The organism is Flavobacterium aestuarii (assembly GCF_040049115.1).
GTDB lineage: Bacteria > Bacteroidota > Bacteroidia > Flavobacteriales > Flavobacteriaceae > Flavobacterium > Flavobacterium aestuarii.
Map to the genome: position 1 here is coordinate 1 of NZ_JBDLZZ010000052.1, position 809 is coordinate 809.

The 809-nt window shown below is 60.6% G+C and carries 1 protein-coding gene and 1 pseudogene; both read left to right on the forward strand.

Features of this window, described 5'->3' with window-relative positions; genetic code table 11:
- Positions 1-27 precede the first annotated feature (27 nt).
- Positions 28-336 (forward strand): annotated as a pseudogene (locus tag ABEG11_RS19150) (hypothetical protein); the annotation flags it as partial.
- Between the two features lie 129 nt (positions 337-465).
- A partial coding sequence (locus ABEG11_RS19155; RefSeq protein WP_492764714.1) for a hypothetical protein occupies positions 466-809 on the forward strand: 344 nt, incomplete at its 3' end.

Consider the following 809-nt stretch of genomic DNA (forward strand, 5'->3'; position numbering starts at 1 on the left):
ATCACACAGCCTGCCATAGCCGTATCGGTGAGCGGCACCGCATCGAATGTGTCCTGCTACGGGCTCTCCGACGGCTCCATTGCCGTGAGCTCCAGCGCCGGAGCTGCCGTGGTGATTACCGATGAGAATAATGCCGTGGTATCCGCCACAGGGCTTCCTGCCGGGAATTATACCCTTACGGCATCTGCCCCTGACGGGAATGCCAATGGCTCCTGCACGGCATCAGCCATGGTAACCGTCACACAGCCTGCCATAGCCGTATCGGTGAGCGGCACCGCATCGAATGTGTCCTGCTACGGGCTCTCCGACGGCTCCATTGCCGTGAGCTCCAGCGCCGGAGCTGCCGTGGTGATCACCAATGAGAATAATGCCGTGGTATCCGCCACAGGGCTTCCTGCCGGGAATTATACACTCACTGCATCTGCCCCTGACGGAAATGCCAATGGCTCCTGCACGGCATCAGCCATGGTAACCGTCACACAGCCTGCCATAGCTGTATCGGTGAGCGGCACCGCATCGAATGTGTCCTGCTACGGGCTCTCCGACGGCTCCATTGCCGTGAGCTCCAGCGCCGGAGCTGCCGTGGTGATCACCGATGAGAATAATGCCGTGGTATCCGCCACAGGGCTTCCTGCCGGGAATTATACACTTACGGCATCTGCCCCTGACGGGAATGCCAATGGCTCCTGCACGGCATCAGCCATGGTAACCGTCACACAGCCTGCCATAGCTGTATCGGTGAGCGGCACCGCATCGAATGTGTCCTGCTACGGGCTCTCCGACGGCTCCATTGCCGTGAGCTCCAGCGC